The sequence below is a fragment of the Chryseobacterium antibioticum genome (assembly GCF_012927325.1).
In the GTDB taxonomy this organism is placed as follows: domain Bacteria; phylum Bacteroidota; class Bacteroidia; order Flavobacteriales; family Weeksellaceae; genus Chryseobacterium; species Chryseobacterium antibioticum.
Genome location: NZ_JABBGI010000046.1, coordinates 1 through 19,304 on the forward strand (window position 1 = coordinate 1; position 19,304 = coordinate 19,304).

Consider the following 19,304-nt stretch of genomic DNA (forward strand, 5'->3'; position numbering starts at 1 on the left):
ATAATGAATTAATTTATTGATTATCAGATGAATATACAATATTTTATCTCAACAAACTAATGATAAATTATTTATTATCAAACAATTATATACTATCTTATGTGACTTCTATCATGCGTTTGCCCTGAGAATGATACAACTTTTTTGAAGTTATTCTTTCTTTCTTTTTACTTTAAACAACTTCCATACTAAGTATAGATAAAACAAAGGAAAAGTAAATAATTACACATATATTTATTGATAGCCAAATAAAAAACAAATTATGAATTGATATCGATAAAAATTTAGACTGTTTAAAAATAACAGAGTAGACATTAAAATACATTTTATGATTATTCAGTTAAAAATTAATCAAAGTTTAACCTTGAAAATAGAGAGTGAAACTTCACGAATTGCTATTTTTGATAAAATATATACTTTAGAATGTCAGTACACTTTAATCCGCGAGATATTACATGGCTTGCCTTCAACGAAAGGGTTTTACAGGAAGCCATGGACGAAAATGTCCCTTTACATTTAAGAATACGTTTCCTGGGAATCTTCTCCAACAACTTAGATGAATTTTTCAGGGTACGGGTAGCCGGATTAAAGCGTGCAATGGATTTTAAAGAGAAAGTGATTGCTGAATCTTTTTACCAGCCGCCTTCAAAGATTCTTCAGCGAATCAATGAAATTGTGATGAGGCAGCAGCAGAATTTCGACAAAACCTGGAAACATATTCAGGTTGAAATGGCTAACCTTAAAGTTTCTATTAAAACTTCTAAAAACCTCACCGCCAAGCAGAAGGAATTTGTAAGGCAATATTTTGATGAAGTGGTGGAATCTAATGTGATCCCTATCTTACTTCACGAAAATACCCCGATGCCCTATATGAGGGATAAAAGTCTCTATCTGGGTGTTGCGATGAGAAAGAAAGACTGGCAGTATTCCAGCAATTATGCAATTATTGAAATTCCGTCACGTTTTGTAGGAAGATTTGTCTTATTGCCAACGGAAGATCCGGAAGAAAAAAATGTCATGTTGCTTGAAGATGTCATCACATTCAATCTTCCACATATTTTCTCTTACTTCGGGTATGACGAATTTGCTGCCAATGCTTTTAAAGTAACTAAAGATGCCGAGCTGGACCTGGATAATGACATCCGTACCAACTTCGCAGAAAAAATAGAAAAAGGACTTAAAAACAGGAGAAAAGGAAAGCCTACCCGTTTTGTTTTCGATAAAGATATGGACAAGGCGCTATTGGAGCTTCTTATCCGAAAATTAAATTTAACGAAAAAAGACAGCATCATTCCGGGAGGAAAAATTCATAATTTCAAACATTTTATGGATTTTCCGGACGTTTTTGAAACGTATGAAAGACCGGTGGAAAGATCTTCTTTCACCCATCAGGCTTTTGAAAATGGTGAAAGAGTGACCGATGTTATTTTAAAGGATGACGTTCTTCTTTCTTTCCCCTACCACAAATACAATCCTGTGATTGATCTTCTGCGTGAAGCGGCCATGGATCCTGACGTAAAATCTATTCAAATTACAGCGTACCGTCTTGCCAGCAGTTCCAAGATCAGTAATGCTCTGATTTATGCTGCGAGAAACGGCAAAGAAGTAACGGTAATGCTGGAACTTCAGGCAAGGTTTGATGAAGAATCCAATCTTAAGTGGAAAGAAATGCTGGAGCCTGAAGGAATCACTGTACTTGTAGGTATTCCCAATAAAAAAGTACACGCCAAACTATGTGTAATCAAAAAAAGATCCCACAACAAGACCCTCCAGTACGGTTTTGTAAGTACCGGGAACTTCAACGAAAAAACGGCAAAGATTTACGGTGATCATTTATTGATGACATCAGACCGTGGTATCATGGCAGATATTAATAAGGTATTTAATGTATTGAAAAAACCAAAAGATGATTTTCTGCCGGTATTGAAGACCTGTAAAAATTTATTGATCTGCCCGCAGTTCATGCGTGAAAAAATTGTACATCATATCGATAAGGAAATAGAAGAAGCTAAAGCCGGAAGAAGAGCCGAAATCATTGTCAAAGTAAACTCTATGAGTGACAGAGCTTTGATTGAAAAACTCTATGAAGCGGCACAGGCAGGTGTGATCACAAGAACGATTGTAAGAGGGATCTACTGCCCTGTCAATCAAAAAGAATTTAAAGAAAAAATAAAAGCGATAAGTATTGTTGACGAATACCTGGAACACGCCAGGGTAATGTACTTCTACAACAAAGGTGCAGAAGACCTATACATCTCATCTGCCGACTGGATGACCCGAAATCTGGACTACAGAATTGAGGCTGCCGCGAAGATCACAGACAAGAATCTTAAGAAAGAATTGAAAGATATTCTCGACATTCAGTTGAGAGATAACGTAAAAGCTCGTATTTTAGACAAAAAATTGGGCAACGAGTATGTCAGGAATGATAAAAAGGAATGCCGTTCTCAAATAGAAACCTACAAGTATTTAAAAGCTAAAACAAGCAAGAAATGAAGATTGCAGCGATAGATATAGGAAGCAACGCCGCCAGACTTCTGATCAATGAAGTAAAGATCAGCAACAGAAAACCTGAATTTATAAAACTTAATCTTTTAAGAATCCCTTTAAGGCTGGGCATGGATGTTTTCACCATGGGGATGATCGGTGAGGAAAGGGAAAAAATGGTCATTGATTCGATGAAAATTTTCAGCGACCTTATGAAGATCTATAAAGTAGAACATTACCGGGCTTGCGCCACCAGTGCCATGCGTGATGCCTCGAATGGAAATGAGATCATCAGCCGGGTAAAGGAAACTTCAGGCATCAATATAGAGATTATCTCTGGTGATGAGGAAGCCACACTTATTTATGAAAACCATGTTGCAGAAGGCCTGGACAAAGAATTCGCCTATCTTTACATTGACGTGGGAGGAGGTTCCACAGAGCTTACCTTTTACGAAAATGGGAAAATGGTCTATGAAAAATCCTTCAATATAGGAACCATTCGACTTCTGAACAACCTTGTAACTCCGGAAAACTGGGAGGAAATGAAGGATGAGATCAAGCAGAATATTGTCAGTAAAAGACCTATCGTAGCTATCGGTTCCGGAGGAAATATCAATAAAGTTTTCTCCATGAGTAAGACCAAAGACGGAAAACCGATGACCCTCGCCCATCTAAAAAAAGTATATAAAGAATTTAATGAACTTTCTGTAGAGGAAAGGATGACCAAACATACTCTGAGAGAAGACAGAGCCGATGTTCTTGTCCACGCTTTAAGAATCTTTAATAATGTCATGTCATGGTCGGATATCAGCAGGATCTTTGTTCCTAAGATTTCCGTAGCAGACGGATTGATTCACAATATTTTTAGCCAGCTGCACGAAAAAAAATAAATTTCTTACCCCATATATTTAAAACCAGTCATCTTTTGACTGGTTTTTGTTTTATGTAAAACTGTACCTCAATATTATCTTTAAAAATGTGAAATTTTTACTGTAAATTTAAAGTAATACCAAATGTTAATACGTTATACATAATATCAACAGAAAAAAAATGAATCCAATCAAAATAATTCTCACGGGAGCAACCGGTATGGTAGGTGAAGGTGTTTTAATGGAATGCCTTGAAAATCCTGCCGTTTCTGAAATATTAAGCATAAGCAGAAAGCCTTCCGGAAAAGCACACGCTAAACTCAAAGAATATTTAGTTCCGGATTTTATGGCGATAGATCTTCACGATGAAAACCTGAAGGGATATGATGCCTGCTTTTTCTGTGCCGGGATCAGTAGCGTAGGCATGAGCGAGGAAGACTATACGAAGATCACTTATGACACTACCCTTCACTTTGCTCAGGCAGTTCTGAATCAAAATCCGGATATGGTATTCAATTATGTTTCCGGAGCTCATACAGACAGTACGGAAAGCGGAAAGCTAATGTGGGCCAGAGTAAAAGGCAGAACAGAAAATGCTTTGAAGAAACTGGGTTTTAGAAACGCGTTCAATTTCCGCCCGGGATTCATGAAACCCGTTGAAGGTCAAATCAATGTAAAATGGTTCTTCAAACCTTTTATTTGGCTTTTTCCTGTTTTCTTACCTTCAAAATCATTAACTTTACACGAAGTGGGCAGAGCAATGATCAATGCCGTATATAAGGGCTATCCTACGTCTGCTTTGGAAATTAGGGACATTAAAAACTTAACTATATGAGAGAAATGGTAAAAAGAATTGTTCTGGTTATCTTTGTACTTTTGGTTCTGACTGCAATTTCAGGATTTTTCTATATGCAGAAAAACCCTCTTGAAGGAAAATCTTCTGTAAAAAAAACATTGAATCTCTCAGGAAATCACTCAAAATAGATGAAAAAATAAGTGGGGAGCGCAAATAAGCGAGTTTGCTTATTTGCAAATTGCCGTTACTATTCATTTTTATCTTTTTAAAGTTCTACATTTTCACCTTCCATAGTCTTTGTTACCTTTTTATTAAACATTTATTAAAATTCCATTAAAATACTTGCGAAGTATAAAGTTCATTTTTGCATACATCTAATGCAAGTAAAAAATGACCAACAACTATCTTTTAAAAGGATCTGTCATTGCCGCATTCTTCCTTCAGGGCGGACTTTTCGGACAGACCCTTATCCATTACTGGAATTTTAACAATAATGCTTCTTCCACATCCATTACAACTCCTTCTTCCACTCTAGTCAGCGGATCTCTTGCTGCCATAGCCGGAGGAACCAGTGAAATAGATTTTGCGGGAGGTACCGGACAGAATTTCAATATTGATAATCTCAATACAAGAAATGGTGATCCGTCCGGAACCCATTTAAGATTCAACAATCCGATTGGGGGTGCATTGCAGTTTAACCTTCCTACGACAGGCTATCAAAATGCCGTTGTGAAATTTACAACAAGAAGATCCGGGCAGGGTGCAGGAACTCAGGTCTGGTCTTATTCAACTGATGGAATTACCTTTGTTCCGTATCAGACAGTCAATCCACAGGATGCCAAGCCTCAGCTGATCACTTTCGACTTTTCTGCAGTCTCCGGAGTTTCCAATAACCCGAATTTTAAATTAAAAGTAGAATTTTCTGCAACAGGAGGTGGAACGGGAGGCAATAACCGTTTCGATAATTTTACCGTAGATGCTACCGCTGCCGGCGGAACCGACACTACCCCTCCCACGACGACTTATCTTCCCGCTCACAACACAAATAATGCTTCCACTTCTGTAAATCCCTCTATTTCTTTTAATGAAAATGTAAGACTTACAGACAATTCCGCGATCACCGATTCTAATGCACAAAACCTTGTAGAATTCCGTATTGGAAATGCTTCAGGTACTCCAGTTCCCTTCACTACCACTTTTAATAATAACAAGATCACAGTAATTCCAACAGCACTTCTTACTCCCGGACAGACCTATTATTTGTCCCTTAAGCCGAATACTGTTGAAGATGTAAGTGATAATGGGATTACAGCATTAACCTCAAGCACTTTTACAACTGCTGGGACAACAGTTTCTTTAGATAAGAATTTCATTAAGGTGAATGAGAATGCAGGAACTCTGGCATTGAAGATCAATGTTATCAATCCTTCTGCAGCCTCGGTGAACCTTGTGGTAAAGCCATCACCATTTAGTACTGCTAACAGCAGCGACTTTACATTGGCGAACCAAACGATCAATATTACCCCTTCTACGACCAGCTATACTGTCAATATTCCAATCATTGATGATACACTGGAAGAACAACAGGCAGAATATTTTGTTCTAAGTTTAGAAAATCCAGCGGGAACTACTATTTCCGGAGATAATACGGCAACGGTTTATATTGTGGATAATGATAAACCTGCCCCCGTTCCTTCCGGACAGATCCAGCTCAACTACATCGGAAGCTTTGATCCTTCCGGAAATAACAACAGCTCCACAGAAATTGTAGTTCATGATGCTGCTACACAGAAACTATTCACCATCAGCTCGATCACGGATGTTTTTGATATTATTGATTTCAGTAACCCTCCAGCTCTGTCAGTGGTGAAAACCGTGAATATGGCTCCATATGGAGGAATCACAAGTATCGCTGTTAAAAACGGTATTATCGCCACCGCTTCTCCGAATGCAGATCCACAGCAGAACGGTTCCGTAGTTTTCTTCGATATTAACGGAAATTTCCTGAAACAGGCAACAGTAGGCGCTCTTCCAGACATGGTCGCTTTCACTCCGGACGGAACAAAAGTAATCACCGCTAATGAAGGTGAGCCTAATGATGCGTATACGGTAGACCCTGAAGGAACAATCAGCATTATTGATATTTCAGGCGGTATCGGAAATCTTACACAAACTAACGTGACTACTTTAGATTTTAACAGTTTTGATTCTCAAACAGCGGCTTTAACAGCAACAGGGTTAAGAAAAGTAAGAACCAATAATACGCTTTCTCAGGATCTGGAACCTGAATATGTTACGGTAAGCGCAGCCAGCCAGAAAGCCTGGGTAACGCTTCAGGAAAATAATGCAGTAACGGAGATCAATTTAGCAACAAAAACAATTACCGGAATCTGGGGATTAGGCAAAAAAGACATGAATCTTCCGGGTAACGGTTTTGATGCTTCAGACAATAATGGTGAAGTATTGATCGCGAACTGGCCGGTAAAAGCCTATTACACTCCGGATGCGGTTCAGAATTACAAAATAGGAAATACCCACTATATTGTAACAGCTAATGAAGGTGATGAAAAAGATCTTTCAGGATACAGCGAAAGAACAACTGTAGGAGCTGGGACCTATGCATTAGATCCGGTCCTTTTTCCTCAGGCATCGGTCTTAAAAGCATCCCATAATTTAGGAAGATTCAGGGTTTCCAGTGCAACGGGAAATACGGATGCAGATTCAGATTTTGAAGAAATTTCAGCTTTGGGCGCCCGTTCATTTTCGATTTTTAATGCAGACACCAAACAATTGGTTTATGACAGTGGTGATCGGTTTGAAAGATATATCGCAGCCTATCATCCACTGATCTTTAATGCCGATAATGAAGGCAATGGTGCCAAAAACCGAAGCCGGGCCAAAGGTCCTGAACCGGAAGGAGTTGCTTTAGCGACCATCAATGGGCAGACCTACGCTTTCATTACTTTAGAAAGAACCGGAGGTGTCATGGTTTATAATATTACTGATCCCAATAATCCTACATTCACAGACTATAAGCATTCCCGTTCTACCTCAGCTTACGGCGGTGATAATGGCCCTGAAGGCATTACTTACATCGCTCCGGGCAATACCACAACCGGAAAAGGTTATGTGGTCATTGCGAATGAAATCAGCGGAACACTATCGATGTATGAGGTTGCTTCTCCGGTTACATTAGGAACGGGTGAAACAAAAACAGAGAAAGCCACTTTCAATGTCTTCCCTAATCCTGTAACGAAAGGAAATATGCTGTATTTTAACAGAGCTCAGGATTATGAGCTGTATGATATGTCAGGAAAAATGCTTGGAAAAGATAAAAATGCATTGATCATAGACACTTCAAAACTATCTGCAGGCGTTTACCTTTTGAAAACATTAGAAGGGCCAATTAAAAGGGTTATTGTAAAATAGCATATAAATATAATTCAGTTGATGGGGTCCCGGATTTTCCGGGGCTTTTTTTGCTCTGTAAATTCAGTAGATTTAGGTCTTTAATCATTGTAATGAAAGAACAGCTAGAAGATATTATTGGACAGGTTTATCAAAAAGAAAGAAGAAATCTTTTCACTTTTCTTACCGGTGCCGGAATTTCATCCGACAGCGGTATTCCCACTTATCGTGGAATTGACGGAATCTGGGTGAAGGACACCCAGTTTCATAAGCCTGAAGAATTCGGAACACTAAGATATTTTAAAGAACATCCTGAAGAGGTTCTTCAATACGCTCTTTTCCGAAAGAAAATGTTTGAAAATGCGGTTCCCAATGAAAGCCACTTTGAATTATCTGAAATTGAAAATATGCTGCAGGATCGTTTTCATCTGATTACTCAAAACATTGATAATCTCCACCGTCGTGCAGGAAATCAACGGATATATGAAATTCATGGAAATAACAGGGAGATCAAATGTTCAAACGGATGCAAAGAAATTTTGGTGCTTCCTGAAGAAATAAAAGGAAAGGATCTCGAAGAAGATCTTACTGAAAGAGATGTTACTCTTCTGACCTGCCCAACCTGTGGCCACTGGATGCGCCCCAATATTTTATGGTTTGATGAATATTATGATGAAAAAACGAATAAGAGATTTGGATCACTGAAAGTTGCCAAAAACAGCGGCGTTCTTTTTATTGTAGGAACATCCGGAGCGACCAGCCTTCCGATTGCTATTGCCGAAACAGCCCTAAAATATGGCGCTTTTATTGTGGATATTAATACGGAAGACAATAATTTTACGGACCTGATCAGAGATAAAAAAAATGCAGTGATCATTAGAGAAAGATCTACTGATGTTTTAAAAACCATTAAAGATATTATTCAAAATTTGCATTAATCATTAAAGAAGTAAAAAATTATTTAAGACTAAATTTAATGAGATACTTCAGATTTTTGCAGATCACCGTGTACAGGTTGTTTTAGAATAAAAGACTCGGGCGGAAAGCTTCGCTTTCCGCCCGAGTCTTATCTCTATATTTTAACATTACGCTTTCGGAGTTTCAGTTTCCGGATTCATATCATCAAAATTCTTTTTCTCTTTCTTTTCCGGAACAGTTACAATTTCTGTTTTAACCTCATCCTGCTTTCCTTTTAAATAATCCGGCAAATTAAGTCCGGCCATATTAAACAGATCGTTCAATGGGGGTACAGATTTCATCATTCCTGAAACGAAATTAGCCGTAGAGCCATTTCCGTCTTGTCCGTTTCCGCTGTCCCAAACCGTGATTTTATCGATCTTAATATTTTTAACAGCTTCCACCTGCGTTTTAACCAATTCAGGAAGTTTTTCAATTAAGAGCAACTGGAAGGCGCTGTTGGTATCTCCTCCTGCAGCCTGAACTATTTTATCATAACCTTGAGCCTGTTTGGTCAGGATTTCATAAAGACCTTTTGCTTCGGCCTCCATTTTAGCAAAAATAGCATCTGCTTCTCCTTTTGCCTGTAATCTTATTTTCTCAGCTTCAGCCTCTGCATCAATGATGGCTTTCTGCTTTGCAATTTCTGCGTGTACTACAATATTCGCCTGTTGGGTAGAACGTTCTCTTTCTCCTCTGGCGACCTCTGCTTTCTGTTCTGCAAGGTAAGATTCTTCCAAAGATCTTGCAGCCTGTACTTTTTCGGCAGCCGTTGCAATTCTTAAGGCTTCTGCTTCTTTTTCTCTTCTTTCAGCATCAGAGTTCGCGATGGTGATCTTTGCTTCGTTTTCCCCTTTTACAGCGATAGAGTTCGCTAATGAAGTAGCAATTCTCGACTCCTTTGCCGCTTCTGCTTTACCAATAGACTCATCCTTTATAGCTGAAGCAATACTTACTTCTCTATCTTTTTGCGTAATCGCAATTTTTACGTCTCTGTCTCTTTGTGTTTCGGCGATCTGAGTATCTTTTTCCCTGTCAGCAATTGCTTTTCCGGTTTCCCCGATCTTGGTTTGTTCAGCAACGCTGATGATGGCTTCGTTAATTGCTTTTGCCGCCGCTTCTTTACCTAAAGCTTCAATATATCCTGATTCGTCTCTAATATCCGTAACGTTTACGTTGATCAGCTTTAAACCAATTTTCTTTAATTCCGTATCTACGTTTTTAGAAATATTGTCTAAGAATTTATCTCTGTCTGAGTTGATCTCTTCAATTGTCATCGTTGCAATAACCAAACGAAGCTGACCGAACAGGATATCTTTGGAAAGTTCCTGAATTTGCTCCTGAGCCAGCCCTAATAATCTTTCCGCTGCATTTCCCATAGAATCCGGTTCTGTAGAGATGGCAATGGTGAATCGACATGGTACATCCACACGGATATTCTGTCTGGATAAGGCATTGGTAAGGTTAGCCTCAATAGAAATCGGTTTTAAGTCAAGATAAGCAAAATCCTGAATAACAGGCCATACGAAAGCACCACCTCCATGGATACATTTTGCAGAGCTGCCTCCTGTTCTACCGTAAATAACTAAAATTTTATCCGACGGACATCTTTTATACCTAGAAATAAGGGCCAAAAATGTGACGAATAGTACAAGTACAATAACTAATGTTAAAATAAGACTTCCTGGTATTGCCATAAATAGTTTTTATAAAATGGTTGATAATGAATTAAATTTTTGAAACGACAAGGATCTTGTCATAAATGTAGGTAACCCTAACCGAATCACCGGACGGGATTTTTTCTTTTTCTTCCGTCATTGCCGGAAGTTCGTGGCTGGTCCCGTTTACAGAAATGGTGATTTTTCCTTTACCGCTCATATCTGCAGGAATGGTAAGATATACTTCTCCTGCCCTCCCGATGAGGTTTTCCATCTTAAAGGTGTTATCTTCCGTAAGTTTCATAATCTGAAGGATAAGGATAAAGAATAAAAATATAAACCCTGCCCCGACCAACACGGCAACAAAGATAAGCAGCGACTTGCTTCCTATTGAACTATAGAATGCTACACCACTCCATCCGAACCCTAAAAGAAAATTAATGAGGTTTCTGAAAGAAAATAACTGAAAAGGACTGTCAGCATGGCTATCGCCACTAAAATCGGAATGCATCACGTCTCCATGACTTCCTCCGACAAAAGTAAGAACCGTTTGAATCAGAAAGATAAAGCTGGCTGCGATGGCCGTATACCAAAACCCCTGATGAAGAGGTTCTAAGTTTTGCAGAAATTCAAACATAGGGTGCGTTTTTAACAAATATAATTAAAAAAGCTCAATAAAACCAATAAAAACCAGCATAAAACACACCTATAAAATATCGATTTGTATAGTTTCAATCAAAGCTAATTTATTTATCGGAAAACGCTCTAAAGTCAAGATAGATAAGTTTTTAACATCTTTACGGCTTTAAATATAACTGCGAATAAAATTTTTACAGCTAAAGTTTGAAAGAATTAAGATCATCATTATATTACATATTTATATCTTTAAAGTTCTTCTTCCATTTCGCTATCGAATTTCTGCTTAGTTTAAAATGCAAAGCTACCTGCGTATTGTTTAACTGATTTTTTTCCTGATACTCTAATATTTTAATAATAGCTTCCTTACTGTATGAACGGTGTTTTTGATTAAAAACTGATGCTTCTTTACTGACAGAGCCAAAGATAAGGGCATTAATTTTTATGATGTCAAAAAATGAAAGTTGTTTTTTATTCAATAATAGCTGACACATCTCCCATTTATGAGGATATTTCAAATGTAAAATATCAGTATAAATTTTTTTATAATCCGGACCTAAATTTTTCATAATCAATTTATTGAAAACTCCATAAATTCCTCTCGTTCTCTTTAATACATTCAATGATCATTCTGATTATTATACTTACTGATCCACCTATATAAAGTGGTTCTAGGTATTCTATATTCCTCCATGATTTGATTTTTTGTTTTCTTTCCGGATTCTACAAGTTCAAGTATAAAATCTATTACTTCTTTTGTATAAATATGCTTACGAAACTGTGGAAGCTCGGGTAGTTTTTTGTCATTATTTTTTTTCTCTGCTGCAAAAGGTGGCGAATACAGTATCAAATGTTGAGAATAGATTCTAAAGAAATCATACCCTAATAATTTGCTCCATCTTAATAACAGATAAGAATCCATACTTTCAGACTGAAGCATAAGATTAATTTCTATCTCTGAACATTTGAAAAAGGCACAAATACGAGACATTTCCATTTCACACACATTTACACGCTGCTGAACCAGCGCCCCTACATGGATATTTTTTAATTTATCTGACATCTTATAATCTGTTTATAATCCTGACGGAATTGATAGATAATCATTTGAAATGGCTTCCATACTGTAACCATTTAAGATGAAGTCGAGCTAAAAACCTATTGATTATCTCTTCCAGCATCTATATGAAGTATTGACTATGAATTTCCCTTATTAATTCTTATGTTTTTTTTAAAATATAATCGAAAGTAGCCCCTCCTTTATACTATTTAAGGGATAAATAAATAAAAGATAAAGAGACTACATGAAATCATCAGAAATGTTTTCGTAGGGTGATATTAGAATTTGTGTTGGTCGACAAAGTACTTGATACATTATCTCTCACTCTATACTGTACTTGTATCTGAGTCCCTACAGGCAGTGTGCCCATCCAATATAACGGCATACTCCCCTGAAAACCACCTGCACTGGTCCCAAAATAAGATGCTGCCAACACTGTAGAGGTGGTAACATTTATAATGCGGGCTCCAAAAGATTTTAAAGTACCACTATTAGAAGATAAATTTAATTCTGCACTTCCGGAAAAAGAATACAGTCCCGTTGCCGGTATCGTAAAAGTACCCGCGTTATGAGTATTATTGGTATCTATTTTTTCCGTAGAAAAATTCATTGGTGTCCAAGCTGAATATGCAGATGCCGTATAGGCTGATGATACTACTGCCGGTATTCCTGAAAACACGATTTGGGTAATATTTTTATTATTAATTTCTGCACGGACATCAGAAACTTCTCCGATACTTTCCCATTGGGTTCCTGTCCATATATAAAAAGTATCTTTAATAACATTCGATGGTGAAACACCAGCGTCTGATATATTATACACCAGCATTCCTTCATCCGGTGAAGAGGCAGAAGATGTTACCGGAATAGTAGTGGTATCATTAATTCCTAAAAGCTGTACCCGCGGCATTAATAAACCTTTGGAAGTACTATACAAATCTAATACAGTGGATGGATCAGGATTCGCCAAACCAATTCCCACCTGCGCCCTTGCCATAACACTAATGAAAATCAGTGTTGTACATATATTTTTAAATGGTAATTTCATTGCTTAGTTATTGATATTTATAAATATTGAGTGTTCCGGATTCCATTCTGTAATTATTAGCAGTAAACCAATATTTAAAATTAAGAAGCTCATTCACCGTTAAATTCTGAGTAGTAGTTAAAGTGGTATACATTCTGTTCGTAAGAGGATTAAATCCCCCATAAGAGGTAGCTATTAATGTTGTAATACCGGCTTTATATAGCTCTAGTATTGTTGTTCCGCCTACATTGCCCGTATTGGACATATTGGCAACAAATTCTATCATATAAATTCCTGTAGCAGGAATTTTATATTCACTAGTCGACACATTCCATCCTGAGTATTTATCCATTATAATTTCAGGAGTAGTCAAAGTAAGAGCTACACGAGAGCCCCCAAATGCGCTACCTAATGGCGTAATTGGTTTCTGTCCAATAGCTGCACTAAAAATAAGTAAAGGAATCTGTGAAGATGAAATAGCTGCTTCGGTTGCTGTAGGTGTTGCCTGAGAATGATATTGATTGTCACTGCCCCAATACGTAATTCCTTTTGCTATATTATTGACAATATCTGTGTTGGTATTATAGATCGTGAGTCCTGATACAGGAGATACAATAGGGATTGTCGTACTCGTTCTGGATGTTATTGAAAGATTTGGAATCCTTAGTGCTTTATTATTAGCATCAAGTTTAAGAATTGCGGCAAGAGACACATTACTGGATCCTATTACGACCTGAGCATTACTCATGATCATCATTAATCCCAAAAACGCACTTAATAGTCTTGTATTCATAATTCAATTAGTTAGATGTTCTTGAAATTGAAACATTAGGATTAGTTATCTGAAAATCAGCATTGGAAGATTGTGCAGCAAAAGAAATAACATCTCCAACAACGAGTTTTACATTGCAACTGCTGGAAACGCCTCCAAACTGATGAACCTTGGCCGCACCATAGGTACAGATGGTACTTCCGTTCTTCCTTACGTACACGGCTGCGTGACCTTGCGTATCTCCGGACACATTCCGAATATCCACATTAAATGAGATCACATATCCCCCCGCTTGCTGAATTGTGTATCCAGTGTAGGCTCCTGAACTCCCCTGAACTCCTGCTGGTAAATTTTGATATAGTGTATTGAAGGTGATATTAGAAATAGTATCTGCAGCAATACTTGAGGATATCGCCATATTACTTGCTGCAAACACGGGAGTTATAAAAGGAATTTTATTGACTTCCGTTTTTACGTTGGTCTTGGTCCACATTTTCTCCCAGGCAGTGCCATTATATGCGTAAAGGCCTTTATCTACTGCTGAATTTCCTGAACCTGCGACTGCTTTATTATACACTATAAAACCGGTTTTAGGATTGGGAACCGTAAGAATATCAGCGGTAGAAGTAAGAGATACTATCGGCAGTTGAAGCCCCTTGTTGGATGCTTTAATTTCCAAAATTGCTGAGGGATCCGGGTTGCTAGTACCTATTCCCACACCACCCTGCTGAGCACTATAAAAACATGCTGCACAGATGAGTTGTAATAATATTAGCTTGTGTTTTTTCATCAAAAATTTATAAGAGATTATATTATTTATGGAATTTTGTGTTTATTGTAAGCTTATTTTAGTCTTCTTACAGAAACCTGGGTTACAGGTCCAGAACCGCTACTACCACTACTTAAAGCCCTCATCGTCAAATTACCGGCAGAACTAGCCATTCTAAAAGAATAGGTATTGGCTGCCAGCATAGGAATGGAAGTAATCAGAGTATACGTCTGCACACCTCCTACTGAAGCAGTGTAATCGTCATTTACCCGGGCAACCCAGCGATTTGCCGTATCATCCCAAATACCGATAACAGGATTAGTAGGGCTTATTGTAGAAGAAAGCTGGCCATTCATCATAACCTGATAAACTCCGTTAGAAGAAACTTTAAAAGAATTGGTACTTGCACTTCCTATAAAAAGGTTCTCGTTATCGATAATCTCACTATTTAAATTTCCAATAGTCAATGGTACTCCAGAAGTTGTTGTGGTAAAATCCGATGTCATCTGTACCGTAATTTCCTGGGCTACCAGAAACTGACCGGCAACTGCAATTACCGTTCCTGTAGAAGTAGGAACCCCCGCAATAGTTTCCCATACAGGAGCCTGCCCGGGTCCATTGGATTTAAGAACCTGGCCACTGAGCCCGGCACTACCCGGTGTGGAGCTACTTCCACCAACGCTAAATTCATTTGTGACCTGTAGTGCTCCGTTAACATGCAGATTTTTTTGGGGAGTGGAAGTATTAATACCTACTTGGGAATACATCACACTTAAAATACTCAGTCCGAGTATAGATAATATTTTTTTTTCCATTTTTTAGTGTTTTAAGAATCGTATAATTCTGTAACAAAACAAATAAAGTCTTGTGGAAAAACAAAAAAATGAGCTATCACATAGATATCTCATTTTCATAACACACTAAAAATCAAATGAAAACAAAAGTTAACTCCATTTATCCATCCATTGATAAATATCATCATCTGAAGGTATATTCAATTTTTTTCTAAGTCTGTTTTTGCGTATTTGTATAGCCCGGGGGGTAACAAAAGTATAAGTAGCGATTTCTTTAGTGCCAAAATTTAGTTTTAAATAAGCACAGAAAATGAGCTCCGAGTTTTTAAGATTAGGCTCAATATGGAGTATATTTTGATAAAAATTGGGATATGCTTCTTTGAATTTACTTAAAAAGTCCGGAGAATTTTCTTTTGCCAACAGCATAACTTCTTCCTGAATCTTGTCCAGCCTCGTATCATGAAGGGCATTTATTTGCTGTTCCTGCAATCGTATTTCCTGTTCTTTCTGTTCAATAAACTTACTTTTCTTTTTTTTGATCCTCGCAATACTTATCCCGGCTATAAGTAAAAGGGTAACAGAGATCATAATTATAAACCACACCGATCTTTTTACGTCATTAACCTTATTCTCTGTTTTGGTTGTTTCGGCGGAAAGCCTGTCAGCAGAAATCTGTACACCTTCCTTTCTTGTTTCTGCGATGCTGTCTTTAGTCGTAATATGCTTATCAATATATAAAAGTTCTTTCTCCCGGTCTCCGAGACACCTGTAATTATCTGCAATCAATTTATATAACGAAATCCTATCTTCAATTCTTTTTTTTCGTGTCACTATTTCCAGGGCTTCAAAACAAGAAGTCAAAGACTCATTACATTTTTTCTGCCAGTGTAAAATTTTAGCTTTTTGGGAAAGGGCAAGATATAAATAGGGAGACTGTAACTTTTCGGCCAGTTTTATAGCATCCGCATTATAGTAATAGACTGAATCTACATTCTTCGTAAAATTCTTATGATAATCGGACAGATTCAAATACAGGAAAAGGTTATGTTCCGGCATCGGGTTGACTTTCAAAACAGATGACATTTTATTTAAATAATAATAGGTACTATCCCCATCAACATCCTCATAACTGGCTGAAAGTTGAATAAATGCAAAAATTTTTTGGGAGATCTTTTCTTTTGAACTAGGGTAAAGATCTGCTAAAACCAATTCTTTTCTGAACTGTTGTATCGCTTGTTTTTTAAATCCCAGAGCGAGATAATTTCTGCCTATTAAATCAGTGAGTTTAAAATTAAAATCAGGGTTTCTATCTATATACTCCTGATAACCTTTACTTTTCTCTAACCGTTCAATATAAATAAAGCTTTCTTTATAATCTCCCAAATTACATAACCCCGATGCAACCCAAAAGTTCCCCTTTATGATACCTTCATGGTGCAATGTATTTTCGGATAATTTTATTGCCTCTTTTCCCAAATTCACACTTTCGTTATACTGAAAATTTTTGGATTTATTTTCTGCAATACGTAGCAAAGAATCTATCTTTTTATGATCAATATTCTGACCTAAATATAAGGACGAACTGTAACAAAATATCATCATTAATATTTTGAAAATACAAATGGAAGGCATCTTTACATTCATTATCAATAGTGTTAGTATTTATTAAATTTACAAATAAATTCACCAATAATTACATTATCACCACTTAACTCATGTAAATTTTAATCTAAAAAACACGTATCTGTTTTTGTAATACAAAACATTAAAATAGTTTAAGCTCAGAAGAAATGAATCAAAGGTTGAATGGGTTAATCAGGTATTTTTATTATACATAAACAAAAAAAGACAGGCTGAAAAAACCTGTCTTTAAAAAATATTTCGTGTAATTTTTTACTCTACATTGATTACTTTTTGAATCTCCGGAGCGTGTTGCTTAATGGTATTTTCCACCCCCAGTTTCAGGGTTGAAAAATTCAGCGAACACCCGGAACAGTTACCCAAAAGTTTCACAAAAACCTGGTTATCCTTCACGTCAATAAGCTCGATATCACCTCCATCCTTATTCAGGAACGGTCTGATGCTTTCCAGAGCTTCCATTACTCTCGTTACTGTATCTTCGTGTGCTATATTTGTTTCCATATTTCTTTAGTTCAATTCGGTTTTTTTTCAAACTTAATTGAAAATCATTATTTTTTAGATTTCGGCGAGCATCCTGCCATGGTCGAAATCTTTACAGCTTCGGTAGGCGGAAGGTTTTTATTTCTTTCCAGAAGGCTTTCTACCATTTTCCTTGCTGTGTCGGTGTAGATTTCTGCAATTTTAGAGCCTTCCTGAAGGGCTGCAGGTCTTCCGACGTCTCCAGCCTCTCTGATGCTTTGAATCAACGGGATCTCTCCCAATACAGGAATTCCCAGATCTTCAGCAAGATACTGAGCTCCCTGCTGTCCAAAGATATAGTACTTGTTATCTGGTAATTCTTCCGGCGTAAAATACGCCATATTTTCGATTAATCCAAGAACCGGAATGTTAATACTTTCCATCTGGAACATCGCAATCCCTTTTCTAACGTCTGCTAATGCTACGTGCTGAGGGGTACTTACGATCACAGCCCCTGTTACAGGTACTTCCTGAATGATGGATAAGTGAATATCTCCTGTTCCCGGAGGAAGGTCGATCAATAAAAAGTCTAGTTCACCCCAGGCTGCATCTCTGATCATCTGGTTCAGAGCTTTTGAAGCCATTGGGCCTCTCCATACAACTGCCTGATTAGCACCTGAAAAATATCCTATAGAAAGCATTTTTACGCCGTAATTTTCAACAGGCTTCATCATGCTTTTTCCGTTCACCTCTACAGAGATTGGTTTTTCACCTTCAGTATCGAACATCGTAGGAACAGATGGACCGTAAATATCAGCATCCAGCAATCCTACTTTGAAACCCATTTTAGCTAAAGTAACTGCCATATTTGCAGCAACTGTAGATTTTCCTACACCTCCCTTTCCGGAAGCAATAGCAATAATATTTTGAATTCCCGGGATCTGTTTACCTTTGATCTGGCTTTGCTGAATCTCACTTGGTTCCGGAGAAACAATTTTAAGTTTCAGATGAATATCTTCTCCAAACTCACTGGCAAAAGCCTGCTTCATCGCTGCCTCCAGCTTTTTCTTTTCGTGCATGGCGGGAGAATGGGCAGTCATGTCAATATAAACATCATTACCCATGATCTGAAAGTTATTCACCAAATCATGTACCTCTATCTCTTTAAGGAAATCTTGAACCTTTTCTTTCGTCAACATACTAAATATAAATTGTTCACAAATTTACGGTTTTTTTTGATAATTTAGAATCAATAAAATCTATAACCCAATGTGATAAATAACATGACAAAACAGAATTTCTCTATATTCTTATCACCATCTTTAAAACACAGTTCCACCATTATACATATGACCTATGAATTCTACTATCTATCCCTCTAAATATGCATCTCCCAAAGGTATTTTCACGCTGGGAAAAACCAGATTCAAATGGTACGATCTCGCAGAAAATCCTGCTGACATCTCTTCACAAGATATGAGTAATGCTAAAATTTGCATTGAAAATGCTGACGAAAAATTCCAGAATAAAGAAGATCTTGGATTTGTCATTATGCACAGGTGTGGCAAAAACTACCTCTTGCTGGTCTGTACCTGGAGAAGCGAAAATGAGCTCTGGGAAAGTGTTTATTATGACGGTTCCGGAACATTTGAAGTCTGGGACAGAAATACAATTCATATGCCTACGTATTGCGTCTGGGAAATGGGAATTGTATACCACGAATCCCAATCATGGAAAAAATTCCTGGGGACAGACCGTTCGGAAATTCACCAACAGCATTATCTGGATGATCTTTTCAAAGGAGAAGTTTAAGGTCGTATATCAATTCAATAGGAACGGGCTAAAGCCCAATGTCATTAAGTTAGTAAAATTTCATAAGCTATCTTTTTGATTTTTAGAGACTATGGGCTTGGCTCTCGCTCTGTATTTACCTATGTTTCTTTTATTTGATCTTTGAGGTCTTACAGGAAT

General features: G+C 37.4%; 18 protein-coding genes. 7 read left to right on the forward strand and 11 right to left on the reverse strand.

The window, feature by feature from the left end; translation table 11 throughout:
- Positions 1–423 precede the first annotated feature (423 nt).
- The 6 genes from ppk1 (at position 424) to HHL23_RS21570 (ending at position 8,498) form a co-directional block, all read left to right on the forward strand.
- Positions 424–2,496 (forward strand): polyphosphate kinase 1, encoded by a 2,073-nt coding sequence (gene ppk1, locus HHL23_RS21545; protein ID WP_169236798.1) that lies wholly within the window; start codon positions 424–426, stop codon positions 2,494–2,496.
- Complete coding sequence (locus tag HHL23_RS21550; RefSeq protein ID WP_169236799.1) at positions 2,493–3,377, forward strand: Ppx/GppA phosphatase family protein; 885 nt, start codon at positions 2,493–2,495, stop codon at positions 3,375–3,377. The genes ppk1 and HHL23_RS21550 overlap by 4 nt, the downstream gene beginning before the upstream one ends.
- A 160-nt stretch (positions 3,378–3,537) precedes the next feature.
- A complete protein-coding gene (locus HHL23_RS21555; RefSeq protein WP_169236800.1) occupies positions 3,538–4,191 on the forward strand; it encodes an NAD-dependent epimerase/dehydratase family protein in 654 nt (217 codons plus the stop codon).
- Positions 4,188–4,340 (forward strand): hypothetical protein, encoded by a 153-nt coding sequence (locus tag HHL23_RS21560; RefSeq protein WP_169236801.1) that lies wholly within the window; start codon positions 4,188–4,190, stop codon positions 4,338–4,340. Before HHL23_RS21555 ends, HHL23_RS21560 begins: the two co-directional genes overlap by 4 nt.
- Positions 4,341–4,542: 202 nt before the next feature.
- Positions 4,543–7,581 carry a choice-of-anchor I family protein gene (locus HHL23_RS21565; RefSeq protein ID WP_169236802.1) on the forward strand — a complete coding sequence of 1,013 codons (3,039 nt, stop codon included), beginning with the start codon at positions 4,543–4,545 and terminating at the stop codon, positions 7,579–7,581.
- Between the two features lie 92 nt (positions 7,582–7,673).
- On the forward strand, positions 7,674–8,498 hold the full coding sequence (locus HHL23_RS21570) for an SIR2 family NAD-dependent protein deacylase (RefSeq protein ID WP_169236803.1): 825 nt from the start codon (positions 7,674–7,676) through the stop codon (positions 8,496–8,498).
- Between the two features lie 147 nt (positions 8,499–8,645).
- Here HHL23_RS21570 and HHL23_RS21575 read toward each other — a convergent pair whose 3' ends face one another.
- The 11 genes from HHL23_RS21575 to HHL23_RS21625 all read right to left on the reverse strand — a co-directional run bounded on the left by HHL23_RS21575 (position 8,646) and on the right by HHL23_RS21625 (position 18,532).
- A complete protein-coding gene (locus HHL23_RS21575; RefSeq protein WP_169236804.1) occupies positions 8,646–10,214 on the reverse strand; it encodes a flotillin family protein in 1,569 nt (522 codons plus the stop codon).
- 31 nt (positions 10,215–10,245) lie between these two features.
- Positions 10,246–10,812, reverse strand: a complete 567-nt coding sequence (locus tag HHL23_RS21580; RefSeq protein ID WP_169236805.1) for an NfeD family protein — start codon at positions 10,810–10,812, stop codon at positions 10,246–10,248.
- Positions 10,813–11,044: 232 nt separating this feature from the next.
- Entirely contained in the window at positions 11,045–11,380 is a 336-nt protein-coding gene (locus HHL23_RS21585) for a helix-turn-helix domain-containing protein (RefSeq protein WP_169236806.1), read from the reverse strand.
- A gap of 50 nt (positions 11,381–11,430) precedes the next feature.
- Positions 11,431–11,874 (reverse strand): helix-turn-helix domain-containing protein, encoded by a 444-nt coding sequence (locus HHL23_RS21590; protein WP_169236807.1) that lies wholly within the window; start codon positions 11,872–11,874, stop codon positions 11,431–11,433.
- 250 nt (positions 11,875–12,124) lie between these two features.
- Positions 12,125–12,919 (reverse strand): hypothetical protein, encoded by a 795-nt coding sequence (locus HHL23_RS21595; protein WP_169236808.1) that lies wholly within the window; start codon positions 12,917–12,919, stop codon positions 12,125–12,127.
- 7 nt (positions 12,920–12,926) lie between these two features.
- Complete coding sequence (locus HHL23_RS21600) at positions 12,927–13,691, reverse strand: hypothetical protein (protein ID WP_169236809.1); 765 nt, start codon at positions 13,689–13,691, stop codon at positions 12,927–12,929.
- A gap of 7 nt (positions 13,692–13,698) precedes the next feature.
- Positions 13,699–14,460, reverse strand: a complete 762-nt coding sequence (locus HHL23_RS21605) for a hypothetical protein (protein WP_169236810.1) — start codon at positions 14,458–14,460, stop codon at positions 13,699–13,701.
- A 53-nt stretch (positions 14,461–14,513) separates the two neighbouring features.
- A complete protein-coding gene (locus HHL23_RS21610) occupies positions 14,514–15,254 on the reverse strand; it encodes a hypothetical protein (RefSeq protein ID WP_169236811.1) in 741 nt (246 codons plus the stop codon).
- 129 nt (positions 15,255–15,383) lie between these two features.
- Positions 15,384–16,835: a hypothetical protein gene (locus tag HHL23_RS21615; protein WP_169236812.1), complete on the reverse strand. Its 1,452-nt coding sequence runs from the start codon at positions 16,833–16,835 to the stop codon at positions 15,384–15,386.
- 291 nt (positions 16,836–17,126) lie between these two features.
- Entirely contained in the window at positions 17,127–17,375 is a 249-nt protein-coding gene (locus HHL23_RS21620; protein ID WP_169236813.1) for a NifU family protein, read from the reverse strand.
- Between the two features lie 47 nt (positions 17,376–17,422).
- A complete protein-coding gene (locus tag HHL23_RS21625) occupies positions 17,423–18,532 on the reverse strand; it encodes an Mrp/NBP35 family ATP-binding protein (RefSeq protein WP_169236814.1) in 1,110 nt (369 codons plus the stop codon).
- A 157-nt stretch (positions 18,533–18,689) separates the two neighbouring features.
- Between HHL23_RS21625 and HHL23_RS21630 the strand changes: the two genes are divergently transcribed.
- A complete protein-coding gene (locus tag HHL23_RS21630; protein ID WP_169236815.1) occupies positions 18,690–19,145 on the forward strand; it encodes a hypothetical protein in 456 nt (151 codons plus the stop codon).
- The last annotated feature ends 159 nt before the right edge of the window (positions 19,146–19,304 follow it).

What these genes read in the sequence shown, in the direction of transcription:
- HHL23_RS21620 (WP_169236813.1), bottom strand. Translation starts at nt 17,375, where the DNA reads ATGGAAACAAATATAGCACACGAAGATACAGTAACGAGAGTAATGGAA.
- HHL23_RS21600 (WP_169236809.1), bottom strand. Translation starts at nt 13,691, where the DNA reads ATGAATACAAGACTATTAAGTGCGTTTTTGGGATTAATGATGATCATG.
- HHL23_RS21590 (WP_169236807.1), bottom strand. Translation starts at nt 11,874, where the DNA reads ATGTCAGATAAATTAAAAAATATCCATGTAGGGGCGCTGGTTCAGCAG.
- HHL23_RS21625 (WP_169236814.1), bottom strand. Translation starts at nt 18,532, where the DNA reads ATGTTGACGAAAGAAAAGGTTCAAGATTTCCTTAAAGAGATAGAGGTA.
- HHL23_RS21595 (WP_169236808.1), bottom strand. Translation starts at nt 12,919, where the DNA reads ATGAAATTACCATTTAAAAATATATGTACAACACTGATTTTCATTAGT.
- ppk1 (WP_169236798.1), top strand. Translation starts at nt 424, where the DNA reads ATGTCAGTACACTTTAATCCGCGAGATATTACATGGCTTGCCTTCAAC.
- HHL23_RS21580 (WP_169236805.1), bottom strand. Translation starts at nt 10,812, where the DNA reads ATGTTTGAATTTCTGCAAAACTTAGAACCTCTTCATCAGGGGTTTTGG.
- HHL23_RS21575 (WP_169236804.1), bottom strand. Translation starts at nt 10,214, where the DNA reads ATGGCAATACCAGGAAGTCTTATTTTAACATTAGTTATTGTACTTGTA.
- HHL23_RS21585 (WP_169236806.1), bottom strand. Translation starts at nt 11,380, where the DNA reads ATGAAAAATTTAGGTCCGGATTATAAAAAAATTTATACTGATATTTTA.
- HHL23_RS21630 (WP_169236815.1), top strand. Translation starts at nt 18,690, where the DNA reads ATGAATTCTACTATCTATCCCTCTAAATATGCATCTCCCAAAGGTATT.
- HHL23_RS21555 (WP_169236800.1), top strand. Translation starts at nt 3,538, where the DNA reads ATGAATCCAATCAAAATAATTCTCACGGGAGCAACCGGTATGGTAGGT.
- HHL23_RS21550 (WP_169236799.1), top strand. Translation starts at nt 2,493, where the DNA reads ATGAAGATTGCAGCGATAGATATAGGAAGCAACGCCGCCAGACTTCTG.
- HHL23_RS21565 (WP_169236802.1), top strand. Translation starts at nt 4,543, where the DNA reads ATGACCAACAACTATCTTTTAAAAGGATCTGTCATTGCCGCATTCTTC.
- HHL23_RS21610 (WP_169236811.1), bottom strand. Translation starts at nt 15,254, where the DNA reads ATGGAAAAAAAAATATTATCTATACTCGGACTGAGTATTTTAAGTGTG.
- HHL23_RS21570 (WP_169236803.1), top strand. Translation starts at nt 7,674, where the DNA reads ATGAAAGAACAGCTAGAAGATATTATTGGACAGGTTTATCAAAAAGAA.
- HHL23_RS21560 (WP_169236801.1), top strand. Translation starts at nt 4,188, where the DNA reads ATGAGAGAAATGGTAAAAAGAATTGTTCTGGTTATCTTTGTACTTTTG.
- HHL23_RS21615 (WP_169236812.1), bottom strand. Translation starts at nt 16,835, where the DNA reads ATGATGATATTTTGTTACAGTTCGTCCTTATATTTAGGTCAGAATATT.
- HHL23_RS21605 (WP_169236810.1), bottom strand. Translation starts at nt 14,460, where the DNA reads ATGAAAAAACACAAGCTAATATTATTACAACTCATCTGTGCAGCATGT.